Raw genomic sequence first — 15,974 nt, 5'->3', positions numbered from 1 at the left:
AACTAACCATGAAATATATAGAAGTAGATGAAGAGTTATATCGCCACATAGCCAGTAAAACTGAACGAATTGGTGAAAGTGCGTCAGACATTCTTCGACGTCTTCTAGGGTTGGACTTAAGTGAGCAAATGGTTACCGCCCCTGCAGAAATAAGTGAGCCCAGTTTAGAATCTGTGGAGCAGTCACCGGCTGCGTCAGTGAGTGATGAACAATCTATAAGCTTCGATGTGTTGCAAACTAAAATTAATGACGAAGTTTTCAATGAGCAAAAAAGCGCTGTAAGCCGATTTTTATTTTTACTAGATGCGGTATATCAAACAGCGCCAGGTCAGTTTGATCAAGTTTTGCAGATTAAGGGTCGTGATCGCCTTTATTTCGCAACCTCAAAGCAGCAATTACTTGAAGCCAGTAAATCGGCTAATCCAAAAGAGATTGGTAGTAGCGGCTTTTGGGTCACCACAAATAACAATACTGCGAAAAAGCGCACCATTTTAACAGAAGTGTTAAAACAATTTGATATAGTCGATGCAGATATTGATGTATTAATTAGCAAGATTTAATTCAATAAAGAGGGGTAAGCGCTTGGCTATACATGAACGCGCAGGGATCGTTGCGCAGCAAAAGGATTTGGTTAATGTTCCTAGGCTTATGAGCGCATATTATCGCTTAAGCCCTGATGTGTCTAAAGCAGAACAAGCTGTCAGTTTTGGTACATCAGGACATCGCGGCAGCTCGTTGTCAGTTAGTTTTAACGAAAAGCATATTCTAGCGATCACTCAAGCGATGGTGGATTATCGTCAGCAAGCTGGAATAACCGGCCCGGTGGTGGTGGGTATTGATACCCACGCCTTATCAGAAGCTGCCAATATTTCAGTGTTAGAAGTGTTAACGGCCAATGGCATAAAGGCCATCGTGCAGCAACGTGGCGGCTATACACCTACACCGGTAGTTTCTCACTATATTATTAGTCAAAACAAACAACGAGATGATCTCGTTGATGGCCTGATTATTACCCCTTCCCATAATCCGCCACAAGATGGTGGCATCAAGTACAATCCGCCCCATGGTGGACCGGCAGAGGCGGAGATTACTCGCCAGATTGAGCAAGCCGCTAATCGTTATCTTGCTAGTCAGTTAGAAGGGGTCCGACGTCTACCGATAGACGTGGCGAAGCAAACCGGACTGATTGATGAGCAGGATTTGATCACACCTTATGTCAGCGATTTAGCCAATGTGATAGATATGCAGGCGATAGCTAAAGCCGGAGTAAAAATAGGCGTTGATCCGCTAGGTGGCTCTGGTATTCATTATTGGCAGCCTATAGCGAGTCATTACGGCATTAACATCAATATCGTGAATGACAAAGTTGATCCGAGTTTTAGCTTTATGCCATTAGACAAGGACGGCAAGATCCGTATGGATTGTTCATCTCCATATGCCATGGCCGGGTTACTTGCACATCAAGATAAATTTGATATATGTGTTGGTAATGATCCCGACTACGATAGGCATGGCATTGTCTGTCCAGGCACTGGCTTGATGAACCCAAATCATTTTCTTGCAGTGGCGATAGAGTATCTGATGACTTATCGCTCGCAATGGGACGCCAGTCTATTAGTAGGTAAAACCTTAGTGTCTAGCGCCATGATCGACAGAGTGTGCGCTGATTTAGGTAAGCAGCTTTGCGAAGTTCCAGTCGGTTTTAAGTGGTTTGTTGATGGTTTAGCAAAGGGTGATTTCGCCTTCGGTGGTGAAGAAAGCGCAGGGGCAGCCTTCTTAAAACAAGATGGCTCAACTTGGTGCACAGATAAAGACGGTTTTATATTGGCATTGCTTGCCGCAGAAATTTTAGCGGTTACTGGGCAAACACCAGCCGAGCGTTATCAAGCTCTGGAAGCCAAGCATGGTAAAAGCTTTTACAAACGTGTAGACAGCCCTGTTTCACTTTCACAAAAACAACGTTTTGGCGAGTTATTAAAACAAGGTGTTGATATTAAAACACTCGGTATTGATACTTTAGCTGAAGAAGCGATAACTCAGGTGCTAACTCATGCGCCGGGCAATGGTGCAGCGATTGGCGGTATTAAGGTGACCACTGCTAATGCGTGGTTTGCCGCTAGGCCGTCAGGTACAGAAGCACTATTTAAGATCTATGGCGAAAGCTTTGTGAGTGAATTGCATTTACAGCAAGTGCTAGCGCAAGCACAGACTTTGATAAGTACTATGTTGTCGGATTAACTCGGGTGTGTATTTTGACTTGTTAATCAAAAAAAGGAGCGAAAGCTCCTTTTTTATTACTCTGGTTTATTGGTTTGGACCTATTGGCTAGCACTATTAACTCTTATCTAATAGGCTTTAACTTAATAACTAATGTGACAGCTTGGCAGATTGTTTTTGGCTAGGTATTGCTGATGGTACTCTTCTGCTTGATGGAATGTCAGTACAGGCACGATTTCAGTGACTATTTGGCGGATCCCCCATTTGCCACTTTTTATTAACGCCAGTTTAGCCGCTTCGGCTTGTTGTTTTTGGCTTTGGTCATGGAAGAAAACACAGCTACGGTATTGGCTGCCAATATCACCGCCTTGTTGATTCAGAGTCGTTGGGTTGTGGTTTTGCCAAAATACCGCTAATAACGTTTCGTAGCTGACAAGTTCTGGATCGAAAGTGACTTGTACCACTTCCGCGTGGCCAGTATTACCTTGTTTAACCTCTTCATAGGTAATGGCTTTATCGTTACCACCCATGTAGCCACAAACCGTTGACTCTACGCCATCGATTTCATTGAAAAAGTACTCGACACCCCAAAAACATCCTGCGCCAAATGTTGCTACTGCCATCACTACCTCTACTATCCTAATTATTTTGGCCATCCAAACGTCTATACGTCCTATAGTGTTTGAATCTGTTTATAAATGCAACCCTTTATTTGCCGATGATGGATTTACGCTTACGACATGGTTGTAAAAATGGATAAGTGATATCATCTAGGGCAACTAGCGCACGGCGCATCAAGGAGCTGGATGAAAAGAGCATGTCCACATGCCCACTGCCAGCATCACTAAAGGAGAACATCGTGTTACAAGCACTCCAAGCCTCTAAAGATTTTTTAAGTTTGACCCTAGATCATCCCTTTAATATCGACCAAGCATTTAGCTACCATCTGACGAACAACACCTTAGTTGAGGTGTGGGATACTGGGGTGATTGTGTTTACGCCTAAAGTGGCAAACGGCAAAGATGTTATTTTGTCTTGTGCTGTTCATGGCAACGAAACGGCGCCTATAGAGTTGTGTAATGATCTTATTGGACAAATTCTAAATGAATCCATTGAAGTTAAACAACGGGTGATGTTTCTTATCGGTAACCCAGCGGCTATCCATAACGGTACTCGTTTTGTTGATGAGAACTTAAATCGCTTATTCAGTGGTGCCCACTCTGAAGGTGAGGGGCTGACTAACCCTGAGAGAGTAAGAGCTAAAAAGCTTGAAAGCTATGTGGATCGTTTTTTTGAAAGTGGTAATCAACACGATCACCGCATTCACTATGACTTGCACACAGCAATTCGCGGATCAAAGCATGAGAAGTTTGCTATCTATCCATTTAGGCCCGGCCGTAAGTACAGCAGTGAACAAATTATGTTCCTAGCTAGCTGCGGTATTGAAACCGTCCTGTTCCATCACGAACCAACCACGACATTTAGCTATTACTCGTCTGAAAAATTCCATGCCGACGCCTTTACCATTGAACTGGGTAAAGTGATGCCAATGGGGCAAAATGACATGACGCGTTTTATCGCTATGAAAGATATGCTGATTCGCTTGGTGTCAAACCAGCCTTTGGAGCTACCAGAGTTTGATGAATCTCGCTTGAACTTGTATCAAGTTTGCCGGGCGATTAACAAAGGCTTTGAAGATTTTGAGTTTACCTTTGCTAACGATGTAGAAAATTTCACAGCTTTCCCTCGAGGCTATATTTTAGCGAAAGAGGGCGGCAACGAGATTAAAGTTGAACAACCTATCGAGGCGATTGTATTCCCTAATGCTAAGGTTCCTGTCGGTCAGCGCACAGTATTAATGTTGAAGCCTGCATCTACCGAGAATATTGCGTAAACTGCGTTATTTCACGTAGTTGTAAAGCAAAATATACAAGTAAATTTAGCCTTAGTTGATGTTCAATATGTGCTATTGCTTGATAGGTAGTTTACGTTAACGTAATGTCTTTGCGGCGTATAACAATGAGATAAGCCATCGCTGCAATGTGATGGTTTGCAGAACAATAGCACTCAGCTGATTAAGAGATAAAGTATGAGCAACGCAACAAGCAGCACAGAAACTGTTCATCGCGTGTGTTTTTTAGATAAGGATTCTTTAAATATTCCTATTCTAAAAATTCTTCAAGCGGATGGAACAACCTACGATAAGGCCGTGTTACCGGTAATAGACCAAGCGTTGGCCGAAAAAATTTATGATACTTGTGTGTTTACACGAGTTTTAGACGAGCGCATGTTAGGGGCGCAACGTCAAGGGCGCATCAGTTTTTATATGACCTGTACCGGTGAAGAAGCGTCCATTATTGGCAGTACGGCGGCGCTAGACGATGAAGATGTCATCTTAGCCCAGTACCGTGAACACGCGGCTATTCGCTATCGTGGTTTTACTACTGAGCAGTTTATGAATCAGCTGTTTAGCAATGAAAAAGATCTTGGTAAGGGTCGTCAGATGCCTATCCATTACGGTAGTGAAGCCCTAAACTATCAGACTGTTTCATCGCCGCTAGGCACGCAGATCCCTCAAGCAACGGGTGTGGGTTATTCACTTAAGATGTTAGGTAAACGCAACCTAGCTATTTGCTATTTTGGTGAAGGTGCCGCCTCTGAAGGGGATTTTCACGCTGGGCTAAATATGGCCGCTGTTTTAAATTCTCCCACGATTTTCTTCTGTCGTAACAATGGTTACGCGATTTCGACACCAACTGAAGAGCAATTTGTTGGTAATGGTATAGCCAGCCGCGGTGTTGGTTACGGTATGCACACAATTCGTGTAGACGGTAACGATATGTTAGCGGTGCTTGCTGCGACACAACAAGCGCGAGCGTATGCCATAGAAAACAACGCTCCGGTACTGATCGAAGCCATGACCTATCGACTCGGTGCTCACTCTTCATCAGATGACCCATCGGGTTATCGTTCTAAAGAGGAAGAGGAAAAGTGGCAGCTTCATGATCCAGTGAAACGTTTCAAGTTGTGGATGATGAATAAAGGCTGGTTAACTGAAGAGCAAGATCAACAGTTATACGACAAATATCGCCAAGAAGTGTTGGCTGAGCTAAAAGTGGCTGAAAAATTACCACTACCCCATGTCGATACGGTGATTGACGATGTTTATGATGAACCAACACCAAGATTGAAAGCGCAACTTGAGTCGTTGAAGAAACACATTAAGAAGTATCCAGAGTCTTATCCTAACAGTGCAGGGAGAGTATAGTTGTGGCTAAAATAAATATGTTACAAGCCATCAATGATGCCTTGACGACTGCTATGGAAACTGACGACAAAGCGTTGTTATTCGGCGAAGATGTTGGTCATTTTGGTGGCGTGTTCCGCGCGACGTCGGGAATCCAGGAAAAGTTTGGTAAACAGCGTTGTTTTAACTCGCCATTAACCGAACAAGGTATTGCTGGTTTTGCAAACGGTTTAGCATCTAATGGTATGACGGCTATCGCCGAAATTCAGTTTGCAGATTATATCTTCCCTGCGTTTGACCAAATTGTGAATGAAACCGCTAAATTCCGCTACCGCAGTGGTAACGAGTTTAACGTAGGCGGTGTGACATTCCGCACTCCATATGGTGGTGGCATTGCCGGTGGTCATTATCATTCACAGTCTCCTGAAGCTTACTTTACCCAAACAGCAGGTTTAAAGGTCGTTGTGCCTCGTAACGCTTATCAGGCTAAAGGTCTGCTATTAGCGTCTATCCGTGATCGTAACCCTGTGGTGTTCTTTGAGCCAAAACGACTCTATCGCGCTAACGTTGGTGAAGTGCCAGATGAAGCATATGAAATCGAGTTAGGGAAAGCGGAAGTCGTATCAGAAGGGACTGATATTACGTTATTGGCATGGGGCGCTCAGATGGAGATCATCGAAGATGCTGCCAAGATGGCTGCCAAAAAAGGCATTTCATGTGAAGTGATTGATTTACGTACTCTTGCGCCATGGGATGTGGAAACTGTCGCGAAATCTGTGCGTAAAACCGGTCGTCTCTTGATTAACCACGAAGCGCCGCTGACTGGTGGCTTTGCTGGTGAAATTGCAGCAACTATTCAAGAAGAGTGCTTCTTGCATCTTGAGTCTCCTATCGCGCGGGTATGTGGTCTTGATACGCCTTATCCATTAGTGCACGAGAAAGAATATATGCCTGATGCGTTAAAAACTTTTGAAGCCATTAAAGCCTCGGTCAAATACTAGGAGCAAAACAATGATTAAAGATTTTATTTTGCCCGATATTGGTGAAGGCGTTGTCGAATGTGAGTTGGTAGAGTGGCTAGTTGAAGAGGGCGACTCGGTAGTTGAAGACCAACCTATTGCCGATGTAATGACCGATAAAGCTCTGGTGCAAATTCCTGCGCCTAATGCTGGTGTGATCAAAAAACTTCATTACAAAAAAGGTGAAATCGCCATCGTTCATAAACCATTGTATTCAGTGGATATAGCGGATGATGATGCAGTATCTTCTGCGAGTGAACAAGTCGAACAAACTGTTGAGGCGGCATCAGGTTCAGTTAGCGGTGAAACAAATTCATCGGTAAAATCTACGCAAGTCGAAGAGTTTTTACTGCCCGATATCGGTGAGGGTATCGTTGAGTGTGAACTGGTAGAATGGCTCGTGGCTGAAGGTGATTATGTCGTCGAAGATCAGCCTATTGCAGACGTGATGACCGACAAGGCATTGGTACAAATTCCAGCCATTAAAAACGGTAAGGTTGCCAAGTTACATTATCGCAAAGGTCAACTTGCAAAAGTGCATGCGCCATTATTCGCTATCGAAGTAGATGTAGAATCTGATAGCAGTGCATCAGCAACAGTAAACTCAGCCTCTAAAGCCAGCGAAGAAATTGTAGAGTCTGGTGTTGATAGCGGTGCAAACACAGGTGCTGCTCAAGGTAAGGCGCTTGCGAGTCCTGCGGTCCGCCGCTTAGCGCGTAGTTACGATATTAATATTGCTGAAGTCCCGGGCAGCGGTAAAAGCGGCCGTGTGTATAAAGAAGATGTAGAACGATACCGTGGTCAACTGGTTAAAGGCCAAAGCACACAAACTACCACGGTCGAATCTGAGCCTAAAACCACCACCCCAGCGCCAGCAGTTAGCGTTGCAGACCGTACAGAAGCAATTAAAGGCGTGAAAGCTGTGATGGCTAAGATGATGACGGAGTCAGTGTCTACCATTCCACACTTTACTTATTGCGAAGAGCTGGATTTAACCGAGCTTTGTTTACTCAGAGAGCAAATGAAAGCTAAATATTCTACTGATGAATTAAAGCTAACAATGATGCCGTTCTTTATGAAGGCAATGTCATTGGCTTTAAAAGTATATCCGATCATCAATAGTCGTGTTAATGACGATTGTACTGAGTTGACTTATTTAGGCTCGCATAATATCGGTATGGCAGTTGATTCGAAAGTTGGCTTATTAGTGCCTAATGTTAAAAATGTTCAGTCTCGCTCGATTCTAGAGGTGGCTGCTGAAATCACCAGACTCACCAATGATGCCAGAAGTGGACGTGTCGCCCCTAGTGACCTTAAAGGAGGAAGTATCTCTATTTCAAATATTGGTGCTTTAGGTGGCACTGTGGCAACGCCGATTATTAATAAGCCCGAAGTGGCTATTGTAGCTTTAGGTAAGTTACAAACGTTACCGCGATTTAATGAAAATGGTGAAGTAGAAGCGCGTAAGATCATGCAGGTCAGTTGGTCTGGTGATCATCGGGTCATTGATGGTGGTACCATTGCACGTTTCTGTAATCAGTGGAAAGCCTATTTAGAAAATCCACAAGAGATGCTGTTAGCGATGCAGTGATCCTACATTGAATGCCAAGTTAAAAGAGCGCTTTGCGCTCTTTTTTGTTTAATGAGCTGGTAAGTTTCAGTATAATTCCGCCAATAAGTCACATAGATGGTTAGAGCATGAGTCAGTTAGTCCCAGAATTAGCAGAAATCCAATACCCGTTTCCCGCCAAACCGACCCCATTAAGTGATGCTGAAAAGCAAGCTTATAAGGCAAGAATTAAACAGCTATTGATAGAAAAAGAAGCAGTATTGGTTGCCCATTACTATACCGATCCTGAAATTCAAGCTTTAGCGGAAGAGACTGGTGGCTGTGTTTCTGACTCATTGGAAATGGCGCGTTTTGGCCGTGATCATCCGGCTAAAACATTGATTGTTGCTGGGGTTAAGTTTATGGGGGAAACCTCTAAAATTCTGAGCCCAGAGAAAACGGTGTTAATGCCAACATTAGATGCAACCTGCTCATTAGATGTAGGCTGTCCAATTGACACCTTTACCGAGTTTTGTGATGCCCACCCAGATCATACTGTCGTCGTTTATGCCAACACTTCTGCAGCAGTTAAAGCGCGTGCAGACTGGGTTGTGACTTCCAGTATTGCACTAGAAATTGTCGAGCACTTAGATAGCGAAGGTAAAAAGATTATTTGGGGACCTGATCGCCACCTAGGTAGCTATATTGCGAAAGAGACCGGCGCTGACATGTTGATGTGGCAGGGTGAGTGTATTGTACATGATGAGTTCAAAGCAAAAGCGTTACGTGAATTAAAACAGCAATATCCAGATGCCGCCATTTTGGTACATCCTGAGTCGCCTGCTAGTGTTGTTGAACTTGCTGATGCCGTGGGCTCAACCAGCCAATTGATTAAGGCGGCGCAAACCATGGACAATGACACCTTTATTGTCGCGACCGATAAAGGCATTTTCTACAAAATGCAGCAAGCAGCCCCTGGGAAGCAACTGATTGAAGCACCAACGGGTGGTAATGGTGCGACTTGCCGTAGTTGCGCACACTGCCCGTGGATGGCAATGAACGGACTAAAAGCGATTGAAGCAGCACTCATTAATCAAAATCCAGCAGAGCACGAAATTCATGTTGATGACAGTTTGAGAGAAAAGGCGTTGATCCCGCTAGATAGAATGCTTAACTTTGCTAAAACATTGAACATGCAAGTAAAAGGCAACGCATAGTTTTTGATGCAAGGCCAGCCTTTTATCGGTTGGTTTGATCGCATAATTGATTTTAAACAATAAAAATCCCTAAATATGGGGACTTTTTTTGTTTGGCGGTAAGAATCAGCTAGACTAATGGTAGTTTTAATTTCCATTATAATCAGGGAAGATATCATGAAGATGAATTGGATAGGCGATATCAGCATAAAAAACAAACTATTACTCGTGATGATGCCGCCTATTATAGGCTGTTTTTTCTTCGGGTTTTACGTTGTTTATGGTCAGTATCAAGTTATACAAAGTTTAAAAAGTGTCACCATTCTTAGTGAGTTAGCGGTGGTTAATGGCAACTTAGTACATGAGCTGCAAAAAGAGCGTGGCATGAGTGCAGGATTCATCGGTTCGCATGGTAAAAATTTTAGTAGCAAACTTCCCAATCAACGCCAACTCAGTGATAGTCAAATCCGTCAATATCAGCAATTTGTAGACAATCACGCTTTACCCGATAGTTTCGCCAATGAACTCAGAAGAGTCAATACTGCACTTAGTCAACTAGATGGTATTCGCCAACGGGTTGATAATCTGTCTATTTCAGTGGCTGATGAGGTCAAGTTCTATACCGATCTTAACAGTGCGTTACTATCGATTGTCGATCATACTGTAAAAGCATCTGCCGATAAGCAAATTGCGATTCAAGCTGCAGCGTTTAGTGCGTATTTACAAATGAAAGAGCGAGCCGGAATTGAACGTGCTGTGCTCAGCTCTACGTTTGGTAATCAAGCTTTTAAGCCGGGTATGTTTGTTAAGTTTATCAATCTAGTATCTGAACAAAATAGTTATCAAGAACGCTTTCTAGCGCTTTCAGATTCTGAAACTGTTAGCCGCTATCAAACCATTAAAAATAGTCAACCTTTTGCCGCGGTGCAGAATTATCGTGATATTGCCATAGCGCGAGATCCAAGCAGGTTATCTAATGCCTCGGCTGAGCAGTGGTTTGCGACATCGACATCACGGATTGAGCTGGTTCGTCAAAATGAGCAAGCGTTATCAGCAGCACTTATTGGCAACACTGAAAGCCGATTATCTGCAGCAAATACCTTGATGTATAGCGTGATTCTACTAATGGTTATTTCTAGCATCTTTGTATTTAGCTTGTCTTTTGCCATTGGCTCCTATTTTCATAATAGTTTGGCTTACTTACATAAAACAATCGTCAATGCCCAACGTAATTTTGATCTCACTGTCAGAGTGGATGATAGCCACCAAGATGAAATTGGTCAGTTAGCCAAAGCTTATAACGCCATGATGCAAGATTTTGAAGCGGTGATCACTCAAGTGGTTAATAGCAGTGAATCGTTAATAGGCGCTTCGAAAGCGATGGAGGCTTGCGCAGTAACCATGCAAAATGATGTTTCTGCTGGCCATATTGAAGCTGACCAAGTAGCCTCAGCCATGACTGAGATGAGTGCCACAGTACAAGAAATTGCTGCTAATGCAGAAAAAGCTTCAGAAGCGTCTACCGCGGCCAATTTAGAGGCAAAAGAGGGTAATCGTGAAGTGGCAAAAACGTCAGATTCTATTCATGTGCTTGCCAATGAAATTGAACAGGCGTCAGCCGCTATTCATAGTTTAGATCAGGATATACAAGGCATTGTTAGTGTGCTTGGTGTTATTAGCGGGATTGCTGAGCAGACAAACTTATTGGCATTAAACGCAGCCATTGAAGCGGCTAGGGCAGGGGAAATGGGCCGTGGTTTCGCGGTTGTTGCGGATGAAGTGCGTAGCCTAGCTCAGCGGGCACAGTCGTCCACTGAAGACATTCGAAATATGACTGAGCGTTTGGAGAAAGGGGCTGATGTCGCTGTAAAAGCGATGGCAGTTGGTAAATCCCAAGCCCAAGTCAGTGTTGAGGAGTCTGAGAAAGCCGGTGAAGAGCTAAAACGTATTGTTGAAGAGGTGGGGGTGATCGACAGTATGAATGAGCAGATTGCCGCTGCCACCCATGAACAATCCGCGGTATCAGAAGAAGTTAATCGCAATGCCATGAAGATAAGCGATATCTACCAGAGTACGCAGCAAGTCGCTGATGAACTGAGTATATTAAATGAGAAGTTGCTTAAAGAAGCGAGTGAAATGGTTAACTTAGTCAGTAAGTTTAGTGTGGCTAAGTAAGTAGGTTGGAAAAAATCGTTTAGCAAATATGCAAACGTCTGGTATTTCAGTTTTTTCCCTTGACCCTATACCGGCTTTTGCGTAGAGTAGCGCTCCGTTGACGACATAGATTCGTTAATAACGGTGGGGTGTCCGAGTGGCTGAAGGAGCACGCCTGGAAAGTGTGTATACGGCAACGTATCGAGGGTTCGAATCCCTCCTCCACCGCCATATATTAAAAGGGTGACAGTAAAAGCTGTCACCCTTTTTTCGTTTTATTTCTCATTTTGTTTTCATTAAATTCGACGCCTTAACACCGCTTATATCAACAATTAGCCAATAGAATCTATAGCTTAGAAAATTTGTTCTACACTTAAATTAACTACATATCCTTAGGTGTAGATTATGAAGCAGGTTTTGATTACCTTGGTGTTATTATTTAGCTGCAAAATAGAGGGGGCTAACCCAGATACCCACCATACTGCTAGCTCAGATATGACGGCGGTTAGAACCATCGCTCCGCAATCAGAAAATGACGCGTCACATGCTTACTTTTTGCAACTTCTTGACCTTGCCTTATCGCAATCCAGTGACAAATACGGCGATTATCAAATCCTATTAAGCCCAGACACATCGACCCAAGGGCGTTGGTTTAGAATGTTAAAAGACAATCGCTATCTTGATGTGATTTGGGCGGGCAGTAATCTAACTAGAGAGCAAGACTTTACAGCTATCCCAGTTGATTTACTTGGAGGCATTCTTGGGGTGAGAACCCTAATTATTCGTAAACAAGATAGGCAAGTTTTCTTAGCCATTGATTCTATTGAGGCGCTGTCAAAGTTGGTTGCTTGCCATGGAAAACATTGGCCAGATACTGAAATTTTAAGAAATGCAGGTTTACCTGTGATGACAGTGTCGAGTTATGAAGCTAACTTCACCATGCTAGAAAGGGAGCGCTGCGACTATTTTCCCCGCGGTATCCACGAAGCCTATAGCGAAATTGAGCAATACCATGTGCTTAATGGCAATAGATTGGCAATATTTGATGAATTGTTAATCGTTTACCCATTTAATATGTGGTTTTTCGTTGACCAAAATAACAGCGTGTTGGCGGAGCGGTTGCAATTTGGGCTTACGCAAGCGAGAAATAATGGATCCTTACTGCAATTGATGAAACAAAACCCCATCACAGCGCACCTGTTCCCCATTGAGAAGTGGCAAGATAAAAAGGTGATAACAATTGAAAACCAGCAAGCGTCGTTAATTGATAATCCCAACGCTTGGTGGCTTTTAGAAACATTTCCTTTTTACAGCAGCGGACTGAACAAATAAAATACTTGCTCTATCACTCGTTTGTAATAGGGGCGGCGTTGCCAGCGTTGCCTGTCTAGCTTTTCTGAATCCGCCATATATTGCTGATGAAGGGTGATAAGTGATTGGGTGAAAGCCCGTTCATCGACTGCTAAGGTGACTTCAAAATTCAGCCACAAACTACGCATATCGAGATTGACGGTACCTATTAGGCAGTGACTGTTATCGACGACAACCGATTTGGTATGTAATAAACCACCTTTAAATCGATAGATATTGACCCCTGCATTGAGTAAATCGTTAAAAAATGAGCGGCTAGCCCACTTTACCATGGTGGAGTCATTGTGCCTTGGAATAATCACATTAACGTTAACGCCGCGGTTTGCGGCAGCAATTAAGGCATTTTGTAGATTTTCACTCGGTACAAAATAAGGGGTTGTGATCACTATTGATTCAGTCGCTTGATAAATACTCTGCATCAAGACTTGATGAATGATCTGTTCTGGCATGCCAGGGCCTGATGGAATCACCTGGATCTGGTTGTCAGGCTGGGCATTGGCTGCACTTTGCGATTGAATGTCTGGCAGAGTACGTTGATTGGTTTCGACTTCCCAATCCCAAGCGTGAATACAGCTTAGCGCAGCAACACTAGGGCCTTCAATCCTAACCATGACGTCAATCCATTCGCCAACACCTGCATCTTGCTTAAAGCATTTAGGATCAACCATGTTCATTGAACCGGTATAACCAATGCTATTGTCTATAGTGACAATTTTTCTATGTAACCTAAGATCGAGTCGACGGAAAAACATCCGCAGAGGACTCACCTTTAGCGCTTCTATCACTTGAATGTTGGCCTTTCTTAATCTTTTTGGCCACTGTGATTTAAAGAACTGCCTGCTACCAGCACCATCTATCAGTAGTTTAACTGTCACGCCTCGTTTAGCTGCAGCAATCAATCGATTGGCGACATCGTCAGCCAGTCCGCCTGGGTGCCAAATGTAAAATTCCATATAAATATGGTGAGTTGCGTTATCTATATCATTAATAATGGCTGATAAGATTTGCTCTGGTGATGACTTTAAAGTCATCTCATTATCAGACAAGCTAGGTATCCCCACATGAGTATTACAATAAGCACTGATAGATTGGGCGTATGAGCTCAACTTTTCAGGGCGGTGCTGGGGCAATTGGTACAATTGTGCAAACCATCTTTTATAAGGAAGATACATATCAATCGCGCGTTTAGCGCGGGTTTTACCCAAATTAAGCTCACCAAACATCAGGTATGCAATGACACCAACAAAGGGTACAAAGTAGATAATCAACATCCAAGCGAAGGAAACGCCGATATTTCGTCGTTTGCTTATGACTCTTACCACGACACCGGCAAGGACTAACCAGTAAAGTAATACACTAAGGAGTGTGAGCAGTTGATAAAAATTTTCCATATATGGTGGTGAATATCCCACTGAGTTTGTTTGCAAAATGCGATGAGCAGTAGTATACAGTAAAATTTTAAAATGCGGCTTAAAAGCGATAACGCATATAGCTTGATTCGGAGTGAGGCAGTATTTGAATATTCGGTCCGGTAAAAGGGCGCTAGTGATACTTATCTGTGGTCTGATACTGATGTTAATCTATGACCATGTAATTTCATCCTTTAACGGAGAAGCGGCGATAATGAGCTACGGCCAGCAACCTTATTTTGTTCACCATTGTCTATCAAACGCTGACACTAAGGTGTTAGATGAACAAGGTGAGCTATCTGTGGCTGTTTGGAATATTTATAAGCAGAAAAAACCTAATTGGCGTCAGCAGTTTAATGATTTAAGCCGTTACGATTTAGTGTTATTGCAAGAAGCAAAGCTCAACGCAGCATTGGATCATCAAATTAATGGCGCCAATATGCACGCCCTAATGGCCAAAGGGTTTGTCATTCGAGGCCAAGCGATGGGAGTGATGACACTGTCAAATAGCCACGCTGATGAAGCTTGTGCATATCAAAGTGTTGAGCCCTGGATCCGTTTTGCTAAATCAACGCTCGTGAGTCGTTACCATTTGTCTGACGGCCGGCAGTTACTTGTTGTTAATCTTCATGGGGTTAATTTTGATTGGCGTCTGTCTACCTACCAAGCGCAATGGGATTTAGTGGCGGAGCAACTTAAACAGCATCACGGTCCGCTAATCGTTGCTGGTGATTTTAACACTTGGCGAGCAGGGCGGATGCAGGTAGTTAATCAATTTGCAGCAACTTTTGGTCTGACAGGTGCCAGCTTTCATCAAGATTATCGTAGCCGAGTTTTAGGTCAGCCTCTTGATCATCTATTTTATCGAGATTTAACGCTATTGCAGGCGGATGCGATAGCGTCTACAGCTTCAGATCATAATCCAATCGTGGCTCGTTTTGCGCTCAAGCCTTAACTTGTTGGTTTAGGTTGAGTGAAATGGCAATTGTTAGTCGCGCGATTGAATTTACCCAGGAAGCTTGGGTATTGATTTAGGAAGTGCTTACCAAAATATACACCTAGGGGTTTATTGATATTGGTAATTTTAATAAAAGTGCCTTTCTCGACATTAGCTCGGTAAATGGCATTAGCAAAAAGAATCTCATTCTCCATAATTGCGTCGATACGTCTATTGACTAACAGTTTTACTAAGTCATTAATATTGTTTGTTTTGTGAATAGTTTTAAAGCCATTATCTTGTAGCCAAAAAAGTGTATTAGAGTGCTTCCTACTACCAAAAACCGCTTTGGTTTTTAATGTATTTATATCAGTTGATAATACCGTATCTTTATGCAGGTAAAACGACCATTTTTGCTCGATAAAGGTATCGCTTAGGATGGCATATTCATCACGGCCTTGATGGCTTGAAGCGGCAAAAAAACCATCATAGTGCCCTTGAGCTGTGCCAGATTGTGCGCGTCCCCATGGCACGAATTCAACGCGATAGTCTTGCTGTAATTGTCCCATCACACACTCTAGGGCATCTATGGCATAGCCATATTGTTTGTCACCTTGTTCAATTTGATAAGGCGCCCAGTCTTGAGTCGCAATGGTAACTAATTGGGGGCTGGCTAGCTCATTGGCAGCGACCTCACTACTCAATAAGGCAACTGTGGCAACTGTGGCAACGACGAGTTTGTTGATGTTTTTTGCTACAGGGTGCAAGTTAGAAATCACGCTACAACCTTTATTCTTAAGCACAAATACTAAGACAATATAATGCCCACAACAGGCGGTATTGCAACAAAATGTTAACTTTTGCAGCGTTTTAGT

General features: G+C 43.2%; 13 protein-coding genes and 1 tRNA gene. 11 read left to right on the top strand and 3 right to left on the bottom strand.

Features of this window, described 5'->3' with window-relative positions; translation table 11 throughout:
• Positions 1-8 precede the first annotated feature (8 nt).
• Both seqA and pgm read left to right on the top strand, forming a co-directional pair.
• On the top strand, positions 9-560 hold the full coding sequence (gene seqA, locus ACHUFW_RS19110) for a replication initiation negative regulator SeqA (RefSeq protein ID WP_394205351.1): 552 nt from the start codon (positions 9-11) through the stop codon (positions 558-560).
• 22 nt (positions 561-582) lie between these two features.
• Positions 583-2,238: a phosphoglucomutase (alpha-D-glucose-1,6-bisphosphate-dependent) gene (pgm, locus tag ACHUFW_RS19105; protein ID WP_394205350.1), complete on the top strand. Its 1,656-nt coding sequence runs from the start codon at positions 583-585 to the stop codon at positions 2,236-2,238.
• Positions 2,239-2,360: 122 nt separating this feature from the next.
• Here the strand turns inward: pgm and msrA are convergent, their stop codons facing one another.
• Entirely contained in the window at positions 2,361-2,840 is a 480-nt protein-coding gene (msrA, locus tag ACHUFW_RS19100; protein WP_394205348.1) for a peptide-methionine (S)-S-oxide reductase MsrA, read from the bottom strand.
• 236 nt (positions 2,841-3,076) lie between these two features.
• On the opposite strand from msrA, the gene astE reads away from it, so the two are divergent.
• The 8 genes from astE to ACHUFW_RS19060 all read left to right on the top strand — a co-directional run bounded on the left by astE (position 3,077) and on the right by ACHUFW_RS19060 (position 12,714).
• Positions 3,077-4,111 carry a succinylglutamate desuccinylase gene (gene astE, locus ACHUFW_RS19095; RefSeq protein WP_394205346.1) on the top strand — a complete coding sequence of 345 codons (1,035 nt, stop codon included), beginning with the start codon at positions 3,077-3,079 and terminating at the stop codon, positions 4,109-4,111.
• A gap of 195 nt (positions 4,112-4,306) precedes the next feature.
• Positions 4,307-5,485, top strand: a complete 1,179-nt coding sequence (locus tag ACHUFW_RS19090) for a thiamine pyrophosphate-dependent dehydrogenase E1 component subunit alpha (protein ID WP_394205344.1) — start codon at positions 4,307-4,309, stop codon at positions 5,483-5,485.
• A 2-nt stretch (positions 5,486-5,487) separates the two neighbouring features.
• The gene (locus ACHUFW_RS19085; RefSeq protein WP_394205342.1) at positions 5,488-6,465 is read left to right on the top strand and encodes an alpha-ketoacid dehydrogenase subunit beta; all 978 of its coding nucleotides are present in this window, start codon (positions 5,488-5,490) and stop codon (positions 6,463-6,465) included.
• A gap of 10 nt (positions 6,466-6,475) precedes the next feature.
• Positions 6,476-8,074 carry a dihydrolipoyllysine-residue acetyltransferase gene (locus ACHUFW_RS19080; RefSeq protein WP_394205341.1) on the top strand — a complete coding sequence of 533 codons (1,599 nt, stop codon included), beginning with the start codon at positions 6,476-6,478 and terminating at the stop codon, positions 8,072-8,074.
• A 107-nt stretch (positions 8,075-8,181) separates the two neighbouring features.
• Positions 8,182-9,249, top strand: coding sequence for a quinolinate synthase NadA (gene nadA / locus ACHUFW_RS19075; RefSeq protein ID WP_394205339.1), 1,068 nt, complete (start codon positions 8,182-8,184; stop codon positions 9,247-9,249).
• Positions 9,250-9,405: 156 nt separating this feature from the next.
• Positions 9,406-11,403 carry a methyl-accepting chemotaxis protein gene (locus ACHUFW_RS19070; RefSeq protein WP_394205337.1) on the top strand — a complete coding sequence of 666 codons (1,998 nt, stop codon included), beginning with the start codon at positions 9,406-9,408 and terminating at the stop codon, positions 11,401-11,403.
• Between the two features lie 122 nt (positions 11,404-11,525).
• Positions 11,526-11,613, top strand: a tRNA-Ser gene (locus ACHUFW_RS19065).
• 174 nt (positions 11,614-11,787) lie between these two features.
• Positions 11,788-12,714: a hypothetical protein gene (locus ACHUFW_RS19060; RefSeq protein WP_394205335.1), complete on the top strand. Its 927-nt coding sequence runs from the start codon at positions 11,788-11,790 to the stop codon at positions 12,712-12,714.
• On the opposite strand, the gene cls is transcribed toward ACHUFW_RS19060, so the two are convergent.
• Positions 12,690-14,144, bottom strand: coding sequence for a cardiolipin synthase (cls, locus tag ACHUFW_RS19055; RefSeq protein WP_394205334.1), 1,455 nt, complete (start codon positions 14,142-14,144; stop codon positions 12,690-12,692). The genes ACHUFW_RS19060 and cls overlap by 25 nt on opposite strands.
• Before the next feature lie 124 nt (positions 14,145-14,268).
• Here cls and ACHUFW_RS19050 point away from each other — a divergent pair, with 124 nt between their 5' ends.
• On the top strand, positions 14,269-15,117 hold the full coding sequence (locus ACHUFW_RS19050; protein WP_394205332.1) for an endonuclease/exonuclease/phosphatase family protein: 849 nt from the start codon (positions 14,269-14,271) through the stop codon (positions 15,115-15,117).
• On the opposite strand, the gene ACHUFW_RS19045 is transcribed toward ACHUFW_RS19050, so the two are convergent.
• Positions 15,114-15,878, bottom strand: a complete 765-nt coding sequence (locus tag ACHUFW_RS19045) for a substrate-binding periplasmic protein (protein ID WP_394205330.1) — start codon at positions 15,876-15,878, stop codon at positions 15,114-15,116. The two genes, ACHUFW_RS19050 and ACHUFW_RS19045, sit on opposite strands and share 4 nt — an antisense overlap.
• Between the last annotated feature and the right edge of the window lie 96 nt (positions 15,879-15,974).

It is taken from the genome of Shewanella waksmanii (genome assembly GCF_043643685.1).
In the GTDB taxonomy this organism is placed as follows: Bacteria; Pseudomonadota; Gammaproteobacteria; order Enterobacterales; family Shewanellaceae; genus Shewanella; species Shewanella waksmanii_A.
The sequence above is the reverse complement of the archived record's forward strand: the minus strand, read 5'-3'. Positions and strand labels throughout refer to the sequence as shown.

Bases quoted from the DNA above. Each gene is read 5' to 3' on its own strand.
- seqA (WP_394205351.1), top strand. From the start codon at position 9: ATGAAATATATAGAAGTAGATGAAGAGTTATATCGCCACATAGCCAGT.
- msrA (WP_394205348.1), bottom strand. From the start codon at position 2,840: ATGGCAGTAGCAACATTTGGCGCAGGATGTTTTTGGGGTGTCGAGTAC.
- ACHUFW_RS19090 (WP_394205344.1), top strand. From the start codon at position 4,307: ATGAGCAACGCAACAAGCAGCACAGAAACTGTTCATCGCGTGTGTTTT.
- ACHUFW_RS19080 (WP_394205341.1), top strand. From the start codon at position 6,476: ATGATTAAAGATTTTATTTTGCCCGATATTGGTGAAGGCGTTGTCGAA.
- nadA (WP_394205339.1), top strand. From the start codon at position 8,182: ATGAGTCAGTTAGTCCCAGAATTAGCAGAAATCCAATACCCGTTTCCC.
- ACHUFW_RS19070 (WP_394205337.1), top strand. From the start codon at position 9,406: ATGAAGATGAATTGGATAGGCGATATCAGCATAAAAAACAAACTATTA.
- ACHUFW_RS19060 (WP_394205335.1), top strand. From the start codon at position 11,788: ATGAAGCAGGTTTTGATTACCTTGGTGTTATTATTTAGCTGCAAAATA.
- cls (WP_394205334.1), bottom strand. From the start codon at position 14,144: ATGGAAAATTTTTATCAACTGCTCACACTCCTTAGTGTATTACTTTAC.